This window comes from Streptomyces sp. SAI-135 (genome assembly GCF_029893805.1).
In the GTDB taxonomy this organism is placed as follows: Bacteria; Actinomycetota; Actinomycetes; order Streptomycetales; family Streptomycetaceae; genus Streptomyces.
The window spans coordinates 7,702,655-7,715,831 of record NZ_JARXYP010000002.1 but is presented as its reverse complement, the minus strand read 5'-3'; the positions used below and the strand labels follow the sequence as shown (position 1 = coordinate 7,715,831).

The following is a 13,177-nucleotide window of genomic DNA, read 5'->3' as shown; positions in this document are numbered from 1 at the left end:
GTCGTGCTCGGGCAGTGGCGCTCAGACGGTGGCGGAGAGCCGGCGCAGACGCCGTTTGTCGGGCTTCCCCGAGTCGTTGAGCGGGAGTTCGTCGAGGAAGCGGATCTCCTCGGGCACATGGGCCGCTGTCAGCGCGGCGCCGACCCGGGAGCGGACCTCGGCCGGCCCGACCCGGGCGCCGGGCTTCGTCACGATCGCGGCGTACAGGTGCTCGATGCCGTCCATGTCCCGTACGCCGTAGACGGCGACGTTCGCGACACCGGCCAGCGCGGCGATCTCCCGCTCCACGACGGCGGGGTAGATCTTGACGCCCTCGGCCTTCACCATGTCCGCGACCCGGTCCAGCAGGTGCAGATATCCCTCGGCGTCGACGCGTCCGATGTCGCCGGTGCGGTACCAGCCGTCTCGCAGGACCAGCGCGGTAAGGCCCGGGTCCTTGAGGTAGCCGTCCATGACGTGGGGCGAGCGCACCCACACCTCTCCGCTGTGCCCGGCGGGCAGTTCGTCGCCCGTCTCGGGAGCGCAGATCTTGACGGCGGTCTCCTTGAAGGGCCTCCCCACCGTGGTCCGCAGCCGTGGGTCCATGTGCTCGCCGGGGTCCAGCAGGGTGATCCGGCCGCCCTCGGTGGTCCCGTAGCCCTGGACGAGGACGGGCCCGAAGATCTTCGCGGCCTCCTCGATCCGGGCGGGCGCGGCGGTGCTGCCGCTGTAGATCAGTTGCCGCAGGGAGGAGAGATCGGCCGGTTCGCCGCGGGCGTGGTCCACCGCCCCGTACAGGTGGGCGGTGGCCATGAAGGTGTGGGTGATGCGGTGGTCGGCCACCGCCCGCAGGGCGCGCGCCGGGTCGAACTCCTCGTGCAGGACCACGGTTCCGCCCGCGGCGAGGACGGCGTCGGCCATCGGTCCCGCGGTGTGGCTGAGCGGTGTGACGACGAGCAGTCGCGGGTCGTCCGTGCCGAGGGAGGCCGCGGTCGCGGCGACGACGCTCTCCCAGGCGCGCACCGACAGCCGGATCCCCTTGGGCTGGGCGGTGCTGCCGCTGGTGAAGACGACAGCGGCGAGATCGCTCGGATCGGCCGCGGTGAGCGGGCCGAGACGGGCCGGGTCCGCGGGTTCGGCGGGCACGGCACCCCCGGCTCCGACGCCGAACCCGGTGACGGCGGGCCGCCGGTTGACGCGGGCGCACAACTCCTGGGCGCGACCGGCGTTCTCGGCGTCGGTGAACAGCACGTCGACCGAGGTGTCCACCAGGATCCGAAGCTGGGCGTCCAGCGGCAGAACGGGCGCGGTCGAGCCGGGGTTGGCCGACCGCAGATGAGTGACGGCGGCACCCAGGAGGTGGGCCGCGTACCGGGCGATCAGGGTGTCGGGGCTGTTGGGCGCCACCAGGATGCCGACGACGCTGCCGGGTCCCACGCCGAGCCCCTGCAGGGTGCGGGCCACCCCGGCGACGGCCCGGGCGAACTCCCCCGCCGTGGCGGCCCGTCCGCGCCAGTGCGTGGCGGTCCGGTCCGGCGCTGCGACCAGTCGGGCCAGGATCCGGGCGGCGTAGCCCCCGGGATCGGCGGGCAGGTCCTGTGCGGCGCCCATGGTCACCTCGTTTCAGCGTGCGGCGGCTCTGGCACGGGCCGGCGCTGTCCTCCAACGACGCGGATCAGCCTCCCGGCCCGCGAACCCGGCGACAATGTGCGAATGGCGTGCCTGAACGAGCGACGGACGTCGCCCCGGTGACCGATCAGGCAGCGCACGACGGGCGCGGTTAGGGCACCCCGAACGGGCGCGCGGGCGTCCGCCGCGACCTCGGCGCCGGGCTGCGGCTCGGCTCGAATGCACTCCGCCGCCCGGCGCCACGAGGGCTTTGCTGTCGTACGGTGACCCGCCGCCCCCTAGTCGATGCGGGACACCTGGTAGTGGGCGATGTACCAGTCGTCCTCCGCACGGGTCAGGAGCACCGCCAGCTTGACCGCGAGGGCGGGCCGGTCGGTGAACGAGAACTCGGCGTCCAGATAGCCCAGGACGAGACCGTCGGCGGGGCGCCGTGTCTCGAGGACGCGGTAGGCCGTCTTCAGGCCGGGCGGCTGGGAGTCGTAGTACTCCGCGACGCCCTTCCGGCCCACGCTGTAGGGACGCAGCCCCTGGAAGACGGCGTCCTCGGTGAACAGGGCTGCCACGCGCTCCGGTCGGTGGGCGTCGACTCCGGACTTCCACCGGTCGAGGACATGGCTCAGGATCGCCTTGTCGTCGGTTGGGCTGGTCATGTCTGATCCCTCCTGCGTGAGTTGACGGTTCATCAGTGACCGGCGCTCATGCCGCCGTCGACGTGCAGGATCTCCCCGGTGACGAACGGCGCCGTCTCCAGGAAAAGCACCGCGTCGACGATGTCGCTCATCTCGCCCATCCGTCCGACCGGGTGCAGGGCGGCGAGGAACTCGTGGGTCTCCTCGGCGTGCATGGGCGTCTTGATGGTGCCGGGCGACACGGCGTTGACGCGGATGCCGCGGGTCGCGTACTCGACGGCGAGGGACTTGGTGGCGGACTGCACACCGCCCTTGGTCAACGAGGCCAGCACGGACGGGACCCTGGAGTCCGCGTTGTCGACCAGGCTGGTGGTGACGTTGACGATGTGGCCGCCGCCCTGGGCGAGCAGGTGCGGGACGGCGCGCCGGGTGAGATGGAAGACACCGGCGAGGTTGATGCCGGTCACGGTGGCGTAGTCCTCGGCCGTGTACTCGGTGAACGGCTTCGCGACGAAGACGCCCGCGTTGTTGACCACGGTGTCGATCCGCCCGAACCGCTCCACGGCGGCCGCGACCACGCGCTCCGCGGTCTCCGGGTCGGCGATGTCGCCCTGGACGGTGAGGACGTCCGCGTCGTCGACGGGTGCGACGGTGCGTGAGGTGGCGACGACGGCGTACCCCAGCTTGCGGTAGCCCTCGACGAGGGCGGCGCCGATGCCCTGCGAGGCGCCGGTGACGATCGCGACCTTCTGGTTCTGCGTGCTCATGGTGACCTTCTCCGAGTCGGTGACCGGTACTAGCCGACCGGTCGACTATTTGGAAGGTAGGCCGGTCCGACGCAGGGCGGAAGGACCGGCTTCCTCCCGGCTGGGAGGCAGCGGCTCCCAGCGCAGGTCAGCCCCGGAGGGCGTACGGATCGTCGGCGGGCAGCCAGGCGTCCGGGGCGTGGATGCCGAGCTCGCCGACGTTCTCGCACAGCGCGTCGACGACGGCCAGGACACCCGCGCGGTCCTCGTGCTCGCGCCGGACCAGGGACCAGGTCCAGTAGACCTTCGGTGCGACGATCTCGCGGCGGACCAGATCCGGCGGAAGCGGACTGGTCTGCCCCTTGGGCGAGTTGACGACCGGGCGGGTGCAGCGGCGCACGTGGTCGAAGAAGGCCGGGCCGGTGATCGCGCCGTCGGAGATGCGGACCGTGCGGGCGCCGGTGGTCCGCGCGAGTTCCTCGCCGTACGCGTTCCAGGACGCCCAGGCGGTGAGGTCGTCGTCGATGAGCACGTCGGTGTCGCGTGCGGTCACCTCGGGTACGTCGCCGCTGTCGCCGCCCCTGGACACCGCGTAGAGCCGGTCGGCGCCGATCAGCCGGGCCCGCAGCCCGAGCCTGCGGAGATCCTCGGTGCGCGCCCAGCAGACGGCGAGGTCCAGACTGCCGTCGGCGACGCGCGCGGCCTGGGTGTGGGAAGGGGCGACCCAGGCGTCGATGTGCACCTGGGCCACCGCTGCCGTACGCGACATCAGGTCCGGGGGCAGCCAGTTGACGTATCCGAGCCGCACCGCCTGCGAACCGGACAGTCGGCCGGCCCGGCGCTTGAGATCGTCGGCGCGGTCCAGCAGGGCGCGGGTGTGCGGCAGGAGCGCGGCGCCGGCCGGGGTGAGGGAGACCCTGCGGCGGTCGCGGTCGAACAGCCGGACGCCCAGATCCCGTTCGAGTGCCTTGATCTGCTGGGAGAGCGAGGGGCCGGCGATGAGCAGCCGCTCGGCGGCCCGGCCGAAGTTCAGCTCCTCGGCGACCGCGACGAAGTACCGCAGCTGGCGCAGTTCCACGGGCGTCATCGTACGCGCGCTGGGAGGCTGCGCCTCTCAGCAACGAGGAACCCGGTCGTGGCATCGGCGCAGGTGACGCGCGCACGATGAGCGCAAGACGAGCGCAAGACGAGCGCAAGACGAGCGCAAGACGAGCGCAAGACGAGCGCCACGACGACGAACGGAGGACACCGTGCGAGAGTTCCTGGTCGAGATCACCACCACCGTCCCCGAGGGCACCGGACAGGAGGAGGTGGACCGGCGACGGGCCGCCGAGGCCGTCCGCGCGCGGGAACTGGCCGCGACCGGTCATCTGGCCCGACTGTGGCGCCCGGTGGGCGAGTTGCGCAGCATCGGCGTGTGGCGGGCCGCCGACGAGGAGGAGCTCCACGCGAAGGTGCTCGGCAGTCTGCCGCTGCGCCCGTGGATGACCCTCACCGTCACCCCGCTCCAGCCGCACCCCAACGACCCCGGCACGAAGTGAGCACTCCGTCCCCCGTGGTCACCTCACCCGGGCCGCGGCCGCCCTCACGGCTGCCATGGGGGTCGGGCGCTTCGTCCACACCCCCGCGCTCGGTCGCGCTGCTGACCGCCGGATACTCGGTCGGACAGATCCTGGGTCCGCCGGCCGTGGCCCCGCTGCTGCGCCACGGCCACCACTCGGCGCTGCTGTCGGCCGCTCTGGTGGTCCTGCTCGCGGCCGTGACCGCCGGCGTACTGCGGATCGGCTTCCCGCACCACATCGTCGTATCGGGTCACACGGTCCGCGATCAACAGCGAGAATCGAACGGGGAGACCCGGTCCACCAGGGCCGGGCCCTGAGCACCGAACCGTTGCACCCCGGCCATGGTGGCGGGCCCCGGGCACACGCCGCCGCACCCGGCCCACCACGGCCGACCCTGAATACCGCCCCGCCCTGTCCGGCCAAACCGACGTGGAGCCGCTGATGACCACCGCACGGGACCTCGCGATCGTCGCCCTCGATGCCGCCGACAAGCCGGTGGAGCAGGGCGATCTCTCGCTCGCGCTCGCGGGGGCCGAGCTGTTCGACCTCCTCGACGCCCACGCCCTCGTCCTGGACGGCGACCGCATCCTGCCCAACGCCCCCGCCCCCACGGGCGACCGCCTCCTGGACGAGGCGGCCGGGACGCTCGTACGACAGGAACCGTACGAGTCGGTCGAGGACTGGCTGTGGCGCCGGGGGCGCGGACTGTCCGCGGCCTACGTCGACGACCTGGAGCGGATCGGGCTCACGTCCCGGCGGCGCGGCCGGCGGATCCCGCTGCGGACGGGCCGGACGGAGCTGGTCGACTCGGCCGCCCGGCGGCAGGCCGAGGAGCGGCGAGACGCGGGCGAACCCGTCCTCGCCGCCCTGGCGGCCGCCGCCGGGATCGGCGAGGAACCGGCCGGGGAACCCGCCGACGAGGTGGCCGCCGTGCTGGCCGCGGTCGGGGACGCGGTGATGGAGCTGGAGGCCGTGCGCCAGCGGAAGGTCATCGAGGACGCCGCCTTCGACAATGTCTGGCGCGGCTACTAGGAGCCGGTGACCCCCAGCAGCGCCCGGCAGTCGTCCCACAGGGCGCCCAGGCGCTCGGGGCTGTTGTAGAGCTTGGCGAACATCACCTGGCCCTCCAGCTGGGCCACCACCGCCCGCGCCGCCCGCTGTGTGTCGGAGGCGGTGACGTCGCCGCGGTCCCGGGCCTCGGCGAGGACCGCCTCCACCATGTCGACCTGTGCGTCGAAGATCTCCTGCAGCCGTCCGCGCACGGGTTCGGCATGGTTGCTCAGCTCCAGGGCGAGGTTTCCGAACAGACAGCCCGACACCGTGCCGCAGCCGTCCTGGACGGCGCGCTGGCCGGCCTCGGTCTGCTCGAAGAGGGCGCGCAGCCGTCGCAGGGGGGCCTCGTCCGCGCCCAACGCGCTCTCCCATTCGGCCCGTTGAGCCGCCCAGTGCTCGTCGACGACGGCGAGCGCCAGGGCCTCCTTGGACTCGAAGAAGTAGTAGAAGCTGCCCTTCGGCACGCCGGCGGCCTTGCAGATCTCGGCCACGCCCAGCGCCGAGTAGCCGCGCCCCTCGATGAGCGAGCGTGCGGCACCGAGGATCTTCTGACGGGCGTCACTGGTGCGTCCCACACACCCAGTGTACGGAGGTACTAGACCGGTCGGCTAGGGACGGGACCGTCTCCTCCGTCACAGCACCGGGAGCCCGTCGGCCTCCCGTCGCTCCAGACGGGCGACCAGTTCCGCGGCCGACGACTTGATGGTCTCCAGACCGGACTTTCCCCAGGTCCGCGGCCTCACGTCGGCCGCGCTCACCGTGCCCAGCACCATCCCCGTGGAGTCGATGAGCGGGGCACCCAGATAGGAACGGATGCCGAACTCGTCGACGACCGGGTTGCCCGCGAACCGCGGGTAGTCACGGACATCCTCCAGGACCAACGCCTTGCGCCGGGCCACCACATGGGGGCAGAACCCATGGTCGCGCGCCATATAGCGGCCCACTTCCGGCTTGGCCTCCTCGCCGTCCGCCGGGGGCCGGGCCGCGGGAATCCTGAGACCGGCGAAGAACTGCCGGTTCTCGCCGAGGAAGTTGACCATCGCGTACGGCGCCCCCGTGCGCTCGGCGAGCCGCTCGGCGAAGGCGTCGAGCGCGGGCTCCGGATGCTCCCCCAGCCCTAACCGGTGCAGCCGTCGCGCCCGGTCCGGGGCCTCCTTGTCCTCGGGGGTGAGCAGCAGCCGGCCGGCCGGGCGCGGTGGGTCATAGCTCATGGGCGGCCGTCGCTGTGGACGTCGGTCATATGCGGCTCCGTGGCGGTGTATGCGGGGATCACATGTGGGCGCCGTGGCTCGGCGCGGGCGCCGGGCTGTGGGCGATGAGATGCCGTACGAGGGTGAGCAGGGTCTGCACACCGGAACTGGAGATCCTGGCGTCGCAGCGCACGATCGGGATCTCCGGCGGGAGGTCGATCGCGGCACGGACCTCCTCGGGGTCGTAGCGGTACCCCCCGTCGAACTCGTTGATCGCGACGATGAATCCGAGGCCGCGCTGCTCGAAGAAGTCCACGGCCGCGAAGCAGTCCTCCAGTCTGCGGGTGTCGGCGAGGATCACCGCGCCGAGCGCGCCCTCGGAGAGTTCGTCCCACATGAACCAGAACCGCTCCTGGCCGGGCGTGCCGAACAGGTAGAGGACGTGTTCCGGATCGAGGGTGATCCTGCCGAAGTCCATGGCCACGGTCGTCTCGACCTTGTTCTCGATGCCGTCGAGGCTGTCGGTCGCGGCGCTGACCGTGGTGAGCAGTTCCTCCGTGCTGAGGGGGGCGATCTCGCTGACCGCGCCCACGAAGGTCGTCTTGCCTACCCCGAACCCTCCCGCCACCAGGATCTTCAGTGCGGTGGGGAAGGGATCAGAGCTGTCGTCGTAGTCCATCGAGCACTGCCTCCAGAAGAGCCCGGTCAGTCGGGTTGTGGGTGAACTCGGGGGGCTTGGTGGTCAGCGCCCCGCAGTCGACGAGGTCGGACAGCAGCACCTTGGTGACCACTGCCGGCAGCTTGAGATGGGCGGCGACCTCGGCGACCGAGACGGGCGCGCGGCACAGGTCGAGCGCCTGCGCGTGCTCGGGGCCGAGGTAGCCGATGGGGGTGGCACCGGTGGCCATCACGTGCGACAGGAGGTCGAACGCGATGGACGGCCGGGTGCGGCCGTTGCTGACCGTGAAGGGCCGCACCAGCCGCCCGGCCGCGTCGTCGAGCCAGGGCCCGTCGCCGGCCGCCGCCACGCTCAAGGCCTCATCGCCGGGGATTCGACGGCGTGCTGCCGGGGCGCGGTCACCAGGTAGGGGCGCACGCTCTTGACGAGCATCGCCATCTCGTAGCCGAGCACGGCGGCGTCGGCCTCGCGTCCCGCCAGGACGGCGAGACAGGTGCCGGAGCCGGCGGTGGTCACGAACAGCAGCGTCGAGTCGAGTTCGACGACGACCTGGCGGACGTCTCCGCCGTCGCCGAAGCGGACGCCCGCGCTGCGGCCGAGGGAGTAGAGACCGGAGGCCAGGGCCGCCATGTGGTCGGCGCTGTCCCCGTCGAGCCCGTGGACCGACTTCACGAGCCCGTCGCAGGACAGCAGGACCGCGCTGCTGGTGTGCGGCACGCGCTGCACGAGGCCGCTCATCAGCCAGTCGAGGTCGGATACATGGCCGGTCGGCGCTTCGCTCGCCATGGTGGATCGACTCCTTGAGGTACGAAGGTCTGCGGGAGCGCTGGGGGGTGGGGTGTACGCGGGGGTGGTCATCCGGCGGGTGCGCTCCCGTCGTGCCGGGGGGTGGTGCGGTCGTGATCGAGGCCGTGCGCCTGGGATATGTGGGGCCGCTCCATAGGGGTTACGTCAGTGGCGGCGGCGTCGGTCGTGGGCGCGGCATCCATGTGGCTCGCGCCTTGATCGAGGTCAAGGTCGAAGTCGAAGGAGGCGGACGGGTGGGGGGACGGGGCGGTACGTGACTCCAGGGGGACGGAGGCGGAGGAGCCGGTGCCGGTGGCTGTGCCGGTGCCTGGCGCACCTGTGTAGGCGGAGTCCATGTGTGCCGCGTCCATGTGTGTCGGGCCCGTGGGTGTCGAACCCGTGGGTGTCGAACCCGTGGGTGTCGAGCCCATGTGGTCGGCCTCCGTACGCGGTGAGGGCAGCGGCAAGGGCGGTGACGTGGCCGGTTCACCGTCCTCCTGCTCCAGGTGTTGCTGGGCCTCGGCGAGGCCGATCCCGCGCTGGAAGGCCGCCATCAGCCCCGGGTCGTGGCCGGCCACGTACTCGGTGTCCTGCCGCGGGGCCGGTCCGCCACGCAGTTGGGGTGCGATGTGCTCCTGGGCGCGACGCCGGGGCAGCTGGGGCTTGCCCATGGTGCCGCGCACGGTCCCGGTCCTCGGGGTGGGCGGCGCGGTCACGTGCTCCGCGACCAGCCGCCGGTCGTCGGGCCTGATCCCGGGCACGGCCTCGGCGGGTGTGGGCCGTGTCCCGCGGGCCCCGCGCACGGGCAGCGGAGCGGGACGCCCGGAGCGCGCGCCGCTCGCCCCGCTTCCGCCACCGCGCTGCCGATCGCCCACCGCCCCGTTTCCACCGGGTACGGTCGGGCCCTCGTTCAGGGAGGACCCACCGGGCCCACCGTCACCCGCCAGAGCGTCACCCCCAGGCACCACCGGACTGACACCAGCCGGCCCGCCGCTCGGAGAAACCCCGCCGCCACCGGCCTGGATCCCCCCACCGGCCACCTGGGCGCCGGGCACACCTCCGCCACCAGGCGCAAGAGCACCGCCGTCACCGACCGACAGGGCCCCGCCGCCACTCGACAGCGCGCCGTCACCTGGCACCCGGCCACCCTCGGGAGAAGCGCCGCCGGACGCACCGGCTCCGCCCCCGCCCGACGGGCGCCCGCCCGCGTTCGGAACGCTTCCTCCGCTGCCCGGTGCCCCCGAGCCGCCGTTCAGGAAGTGCCCTTCACCACCGGGCACGGACTCCCTGCCGCCGGGCCCACGTCCCGCACTCCTCGACACGGCCCCGCCGCCGTCCGGCGCAGGCCCGTCTCCGACGGATCCTCCTGCGCCACCAGCCGGCGCGCGACCGCTCCCGTTCAGGAGCCGCGGCCCACGGCCGTCGCGTCCGTGCCGGGCGCCCTGCCCCACCGGCACCGCCGTGCCGGTCGTCGCCGTCGGCGCCGTACTGCCGTTCGGGCCGGCCTCGGTGCCCCGGGACTCCCGACGCGGGTCCGCGGGAACTCCCCGGTGCCGTGCCTCGTGTCCGGAGCGCGGCCGGCCCGGACCCTGCGGCGCCACGGCCGCCCCCGCGCCCCCACCCGTGCCCGCGGCTTCCGGCGGGTGTGCGCGGACCGCCCCCGGCGCCGAACCCAGCAGTGCCTGCGGTACGACGAGGACGGCCTGGACACCGCCGTAGATGTTGCTCTGCAGCCGCACATGGATCCCGTGCCGCTTCGCGAGCTGCGAGACCACGAACAGTCCGATGCGCCCGTCCGCCAGCAGACTCGCCACGTTGACCTGGTCCGGATCCGACAACAGGGCGTTCATCCGGTGCTGTTCGGCGACCGGCATGCCCAGCCCGCGGTCCTCGACCTCGACGGCGAGCCCGGAGGTCACGAGGTTGGCGCGCAACAGCACTTGGGTGTGCGGCGCCGAGAACACCGTCGCGTTCTCGACCAGTTCGGCGAGCAGGTGGATGACGTCGGCGACGGCGTGCCCGCGCAGGGTTCCGTCGATCGGCGGCACGAGCTTGACCCGTGAGTACTGCTCGACCTCGGCGATGGCGGAACGCAGCACCTCGGTCATCGAGACGGGATTGCTCCACTGCCGGCGCGAGACGGCCCCGCCGAGGACGGCGAGGTTCTCGGCGTGGCGACGGATCCGGGTGGCGAGGTGGTCGACGTGGAAGAGCCCCTTGAGCAGATCGGGGTCCTCGATCTCGTTCTCCAGCTCGTCGAGGATGGAGATCTCACGGTGCACCAGCGACTGAAGTCGCCGCGCGAGGTTGACGAAGACCTCCAGTTTCTGTTCGCTGCCGGCCTGGCTGGAGAGCTGGGCGGCCTGGACGACGGCGGTGACGGCCCCGTCGTGGGCACGGGCCAGATCGGCGGCGAGCAGCTCGAACTCGTCGGCGTCGCCGGGTGGACCGCTGCGCGGGGTGCGCCCCGGCGGAATCTCACCGCGGCGCAGCCCCTCGACCAGGGCGCGCAGGTCCGCCTCGCGGCGCGCGCTGCTGCGGCGCAACGCGCCGACGCGGTCGCCCACCGTCCTCGCGGCACGGTCGGCCGCCACGGCGGCGATGAGGATGGCGGCGAGTGCCACGGAGACCGCGCCCGCCAGGACTCCCCACAGGATGAGGCCGGGTCGTGCCTCGGTGGAGCGGACGGTGAACAGGACTGCCGCACAGCCGCTGAGGGCCACCGCGACCGGCGGGAGCACGGCCAGCCGCAGCAGTTGTGGCCGTATGTGCGTCTCAGGCAGCGAGGGGGCGGGGCGGGCGACCGGCCGCCCGTGCCGCCCGCCCTCGCGGCGGTCAGCGCGTGCGGCCGGTGCGCGGAGGTGAGACATCGGTGTCCTTGTACTGGTCCGTCGGTCCTGTTGGCCGGAGGGCTCCGGGCCGGCCGGCCCGGGTCGGCGGGCTCCGGCCCGTGCCCCTACGGGCTTCGGGGCGGGGTGCCGGGCGGCTCGCGCGGCGGCATGGTCGTCGGTCACCGGCGCGTCGCCTCCCTCCTCCCCGCACCTCGGCTCTTCGCCGTGGGCATGCGTCATGGCGTACCGGTCGAGAGAACCGAAGACTTCAACACCTCGTCGCCCGGCGGACACTCACAGTAGTCGCCAACGCATCATGTGCGAGCGGCAGTTGACAAACTCCCCCGCGGAGCGTCCCGCTCTGGTATGAGGGTTCGCACGACAGAACGACAAGCCGACCGGCCGGGCTTACCCGAACGAGTGAATACCGATCAGCCCTGGTCAGAACCGGTCAGGCGCGACCGCCGAGGGCGCAGGGCGCATGTGCACCTCGATCGCCACCTCACCCCGTTCCCCGGGCGCGGCAGGACCCCACGACACCCCTCCAGAGCCTTGGCCCGAACCTTCCGGACCGTCACTGACTGTGTCGACGCACCTGGCCTCGGACCGCCGCGGCCCCCTGACCAACGGCTCGCCGACCCCCCTCGCCGGTACGCATACGGACGTCACCGTGCCCTATCCGCGGCGGCCGACCGCCCCGACCCGGGCACCCCACAAGAGCTCGCGGTCCCACGCGCAGACTTCAACGTCCCTCAATGCGCGCCCGGGGACCCGCCGGCTCCCGATCCCCGCCCTGGACGACACCGCGCCCCACCCCGGCCCCCAACCGGCACCACCCCCCGCCCCCACCTCACCCCTCAGCCAGAGCCTCCCGCTCCCCCTCGACCACGGCCTCCCGCTCCCCCACACCCGCGGGCAGCTCGACCCACCCCCCGGCCGGCGCCCTCGCCACCCCTCGCCACCAGGGATCGACCACCGGCGCCGCCCCCGGCTCGAACGGCTCCCCCGGCCTCGGCGTGGCCATGGCGACCCCCGCCTTGTGGGACAACTGCATCGTCCGCTCCGCGGGCTCCACCCAGGGGTGCGTCGCGAGGTTGAACGTCCCCCAGTGGATCGGAAGCAGCACCCCTTCCGCCGCGTCCCCGCCCTGCAGGTCCAGATGGGACCGCACGGCCTCCTCGGGCGTCATGTGGATGTCAGGCCAGAACTCCGAGTAGGCGCCGAGCTGGATCATCGTGGCGTCGAAGGGCCCGAAGGCCGCGCCGATGTCCTTGAACCCCTCGAAGTACCCGGTGTCACCGCTGTGGTAGATCCGGTGCTCCCCGCTCGCGACGACCCAGGAGGCCCACAGCGTGTGCTGGGTGTTCCGCAGCCCCCGTCCGCAGAAGTGCCGGGCCGGGGTGGCCGTCAGCGTCAGCCCGGCGACCTGGGTCGACTCGTGCCAGTCCAGTTCGTGAAGCCGGTCCGCGGACACTCCCCAGTGCTCGAGATGGGCCCCCACCCCGAGCGGTACGGCGAAGACGGTGTCCGTCCCGGCCAGGGCCTTGATCGTGGGCATGTCGAGGTGGTCGTAGTGGTCGTGGGAGATGACGACCACGTCGACCGGTCCGAGCGCGGCGAGCGGCAGGGGCACGGGGTGCAGCCGCTTGGGCCCGGCGAAGGGGAACGGGGAGCACCGCTCACCCCAGACGGGGTCGAACAGCACCCGCCGACCGTCGATCTCGGCGAGCACGCTGGAGTGCCCCATCCAGGTCAGCCGCAGACCGGTGGCAGGGGGCTTGTGGAGGTCGGCGAGGGTCGTGGCGTGCACCGGGATCCGGCCTTCGGGAGCCCGCTGCTGCCGTCCGTCACTGTCGAAGAAGATCTTGGCGAACTCCAGCGCCGACCCCTCGGGCCGCGTCCTGGCGATGCCGCCGGGGTTCTGGAAGACACCGTCGGCGAAGTGGGGGGATCTGCGGATGCGCGCCATGCGCTCACCGCTCGGGTCCGCACCGAAGGCCGCGGGCTGCAGCGCGCGGAGCCCGGAGCTCAGGGGACGGAAGCCGGTCACGGTACCTCCAGGTGGAGTCGCTGAGGCATCCATTATGGTCCGC

General features: G+C 72.7%; 13 protein-coding genes and 1 pseudogene. 3 read left to right on the top strand and 11 right to left on the bottom strand.

Annotated elements, in window-relative coordinates:
- Positions 1–21: 21 nt before the first annotated feature.
- From M2163_RS39250 to M2163_RS39235, 4 genes are all read right to left on the bottom strand, one after another.
- Complete coding sequence (locus M2163_RS39250; RefSeq protein ID WP_280896368.1) at positions 22–1,590, bottom strand: AMP-binding protein; 1,569 nt, start codon at positions 1,588–1,590, stop codon at positions 22–24.
- A gap of 296 nt (positions 1,591–1,886) precedes the next feature.
- Entirely contained in the window at positions 1,887–2,258 is a 372-nt protein-coding gene (locus M2163_RS39245; RefSeq protein ID WP_280896367.1) for an SgcJ/EcaC family oxidoreductase, read from the bottom strand.
- Positions 2,259–2,290: 32 nt separating this feature from the next.
- The gene (locus tag M2163_RS39240; RefSeq protein ID WP_280896366.1) at positions 2,291–3,004 is read right to left on the bottom strand and encodes an SDR family oxidoreductase; all 714 of its coding nucleotides are present in this window, start codon (positions 3,002–3,004) and stop codon (positions 2,291–2,293) included.
- Positions 3,005–3,131: 127 nt separating this feature from the next.
- Positions 3,132–4,070 (bottom strand): LysR family transcriptional regulator, encoded by a 939-nt coding sequence (locus M2163_RS39235; RefSeq protein ID WP_280896365.1) that lies wholly within the window; start codon positions 4,068–4,070, stop codon positions 3,132–3,134.
- A 163-nt stretch (positions 4,071–4,233) separates the two neighbouring features.
- Here M2163_RS39235 and M2163_RS39230 point away from each other — a divergent pair, with 163 nt between their 5' ends.
- From M2163_RS39230 to M2163_RS39220, 3 genes and pseudogenes are all read left to right on the top strand, one after another.
- On the top strand, positions 4,234–4,524 hold the full coding sequence (locus tag M2163_RS39230) for a muconolactone Delta-isomerase family protein (RefSeq protein ID WP_280848155.1): 291 nt from the start codon (positions 4,234–4,236) through the stop codon (positions 4,522–4,524).
- Positions 4,525–4,607: 83 nt separating this feature from the next.
- A pseudogene (locus tag M2163_RS39225) lies at positions 4,608–4,862 on the top strand (MFS transporter); the annotation flags it as partial.
- A gap of 124 nt (positions 4,863–4,986) precedes the next feature.
- The gene (locus M2163_RS39220) at positions 4,987–5,577 is read left to right on the top strand and encodes a GPP34 family phosphoprotein (protein WP_280896364.1); all 591 of its coding nucleotides are present in this window, start codon (positions 4,987–4,989) and stop codon (positions 5,575–5,577) included.
- On the opposite strand, the gene M2163_RS39215 is transcribed toward M2163_RS39220, so the two are convergent.
- The 7 genes from M2163_RS39215 to M2163_RS39185 all read right to left on the bottom strand — a co-directional run bounded on the left by M2163_RS39215 (position 5,574) and on the right by M2163_RS39185 (position 13,134).
- Positions 5,574–6,173: a TetR/AcrR family transcriptional regulator gene (locus M2163_RS39215; protein WP_280896363.1), complete on the bottom strand. Its 600-nt coding sequence runs from the start codon at positions 6,171–6,173 to the stop codon at positions 5,574–5,576. The genes M2163_RS39220 and M2163_RS39215 overlap by 4 nt on opposite strands.
- Before the next feature lie 57 nt (positions 6,174–6,230).
- On the bottom strand, positions 6,231–6,809 hold the full coding sequence (locus M2163_RS39210) for a GAF domain-containing protein (protein ID WP_280848158.1): 579 nt from the start codon (positions 6,807–6,809) through the stop codon (positions 6,231–6,233).
- A gap of 58 nt (positions 6,810–6,867) precedes the next feature.
- Positions 6,868–7,467, bottom strand: a complete 600-nt coding sequence (locus M2163_RS39205; RefSeq protein WP_007386183.1) for an ATP/GTP-binding protein — start codon at positions 7,465–7,467, stop codon at positions 6,868–6,870.
- The gene (locus M2163_RS39200) at positions 7,445–7,816 is read right to left on the bottom strand and encodes a DUF742 domain-containing protein (protein WP_037716095.1); all 372 of its coding nucleotides are present in this window, start codon (positions 7,814–7,816) and stop codon (positions 7,445–7,447) included. The genes M2163_RS39205 and M2163_RS39200 overlap by 23 nt, the downstream gene beginning before the upstream one ends.
- Positions 7,817–7,818: 2 nt before the next feature.
- The gene (locus M2163_RS39195; protein WP_123994033.1) at positions 7,819–8,253 is read right to left on the bottom strand and encodes a roadblock/LC7 domain-containing protein; all 435 of its coding nucleotides are present in this window, start codon (positions 8,251–8,253) and stop codon (positions 7,819–7,821) included.
- A gap of 68 nt (positions 8,254–8,321) precedes the next feature.
- Positions 8,322–11,123, bottom strand: a complete 2,802-nt coding sequence (locus tag M2163_RS39190) for an ATP-binding protein (RefSeq protein WP_280896362.1) — start codon at positions 11,121–11,123, stop codon at positions 8,322–8,324.
- Positions 11,124–11,934: 811 nt separating this feature from the next.
- Entirely contained in the window at positions 11,935–13,134 is a 1,200-nt protein-coding gene (locus M2163_RS39185) for an MBL fold metallo-hydrolase (RefSeq protein WP_280896361.1), read from the bottom strand.
- Between the last annotated feature and the right edge of the window lie 43 nt (positions 13,135–13,177).